Source organism: Pseudomonas sp. GW821-FHT07E12, from assembly GCF_058986605.1.
On sequence record NZ_JBYSVX010000086.1, the window covers coordinates 1 to 2060 of the forward strand.

The window sequence follows — 2060 nt, forward strand, 5'->3', positions numbered from 1 at the left end:
GCCGCGAGGGCTTTCCCGGGGAAGCCCCATCGCGGCTGATGGCCCTAGGCCACCCAGAGCCGCTCCTACAGTGTCGCCGCGAGGCTCTTGCAGGACTTCCGGCCCATCGCCACAGCAGCCGTGAGTGCGATCATCGACGGTCGCCCACTGCCTGGCCTGTCCCGATGAAGTCACCGCTCGCCGTCGCCCTGTCCCTCGCGCTGCTGTCCGTTCCGCCAGGTGTGGCCGTTGCGGCGGAAACGCCGGCTACCGTTGCGAGCGCAGCCAAGCCCGCCGAAAGCCCCGTCGACGCGCAGTTCCGCGCGATCTACGAGAAGGAGTGGGCCTGGCGCAAGGCGCAGACCGGTGCGGCCGACGAGGACAGCGACAGTTCCGGCGACAACCCCCGCCTGCCCGATGTTGGCCCGGCCGCGCAGCAGGCGCGACTGAAGGTCTGGGACGACGTGCTCGCCCAGCTCGACAGGCTCGACGTCAAGCAGCTTTCGGCGGACAACCAGATCAACTACGCGATCTACCGCCCGCAGGTCGAGGATCTCGCCGCCGAGGTGCGCTTCAAGGCCTACGAGATGCCGTTCAACTCCGACAGCTCGTTCTGGTCGAACCTGGGCTTCATGGCGCAGCGGCCGCTGCGCACGCCGGCCGACCTGCGCGCCTACATCGCGCGCTTGAACGACGTGCCGCGCTACTTCGGGCAGAACATCGAGAACATGCGCGCCGGTTTGAAGCGCGGCTTCAGCGTGCCGCGCGCGGTGCTGGACGGGCGCGATGTATCGATCGCCACCGTCGCCGACATCAAGGATCCGACCGAATCGGCGTTCTATGCACCGTTCAAGCAGCTGTCTTCGACCATTCCCGCGGCCGAGCAGGCCAGGCTGCGCGAGGAGGCCAAGGCGGCGATCTCCGGCTCGGTGATCCCGGCCTTCGCCGATCTGCTGACGTTCTTCCGCAACGAATACGTGCCGCAGGCGCGCACCACGCTGGCCGCCGAAGCGCTGCCGGACGGCAAGGCGTTCTACCGCCAGCAGATCCGCGAATACACCACGCTGGACCTGAGCCCGGAGCAGATCCACCAGATCGGCCTGGAAGAAGTGGCGCGCATCCAGACGCAGATGAACGCGATCATTGATCAGGTCGGTTTCAAAGGCCGCAGCCCGGCCACGCGCTTCGCCGATTTCCTGCAGTTCCTGCGTACCGATCCGCAGTTCTACGCCAAGACCCCGCAGGAACTGCTGGATCGCGCCGCATGGATTTCCAAGCGCGTGGATGGTGTGGTCGGCAAGTTCATCGGCACGCTTCCGCGCGGGCGCTTCACGATCAAGCCGGTGCCGGCCGACATCGCCCCGTTCTGGACCGCCGGTCGTGGCGGCGCCACCACTTACTGGGTCAATACCTACGATCTGCCTTCGCGCCCGCTGTACAACCTGCCGGCGCTGACCCTGCACGAATCCTCGCCCGGCCACTCGCTGCAGGGCGCGCTGGCGCTGGAGCAGGGCGAGCAGCCGGCGTTCCGTCGCGAGAACTACATCTCCGCCTATGGCGAAGGCTGGGCGCTGTACACCGAGAAGCTGGGCCAGGAGATGGGCATCTACGAAACCCCGTACGAGGAGTTCGGCAAGCTCACCTACGAGATGTGGCGCGCCTGCCGGCTGGTGATCGATACCGGCGTACACCACGACGGCTGGAGCCGCGAGCAGGCGCTGGCCTACCTGCGTGATCGCACCGCGCTGTCCGAGCACGAGGTCACTACCGAGGTCGACCGCTACATCTCCTGGCCGGCGCAGGCGCTGAGCTACAAGCTCGGCGAGATCACCATCGTCAAGCTGCGCGCCGAGGCCGAGCAGCAACTGGGCGACAAGTTCGACATCAAGGCATTCCACGACGTGGTGCTGAAACAGGGCTCGGTGCCGCTGCCGGTGCTGGAGCAGCAGGTCCGCCAGTTCATCGCCGACAGCAAGGCCAAGGCGCGCGCTTCCTGAAGTGTGGCCCCTGTAGGAGCGGCTCTGGGTGGCCTAGGGCCATCAGCCGCGATGGTTTTCCCGGGAAGGCCATCGCGGCTGATG

Annotated in this window: 1 protein-coding gene; it reads left to right on the top strand. The window is 66.9% G+C overall.

The annotated features are described in order from the left end of the window. Nucleotides 1-164 precede the first annotated feature (164 nt). Nucleotides 165-1976, top strand: coding sequence for a DUF885 domain-containing protein (locus AC3WJE_RS21000; protein WP_493732784.1), 1812 nt, complete (start codon nt 165-167; stop codon nt 1974-1976). Nucleotides 1977-2060 lie beyond the last annotated feature (84 nt).

Excerpts from the sequence above, each read along its gene's own strand:
- AC3WJE_RS21000 (WP_493732784.1), top strand. The coding sequence starts at position 165 with ATGAAGTCACCGCTCGCCGTCGCCCTGTCCCTCGCGCTGCTGTCCGTT.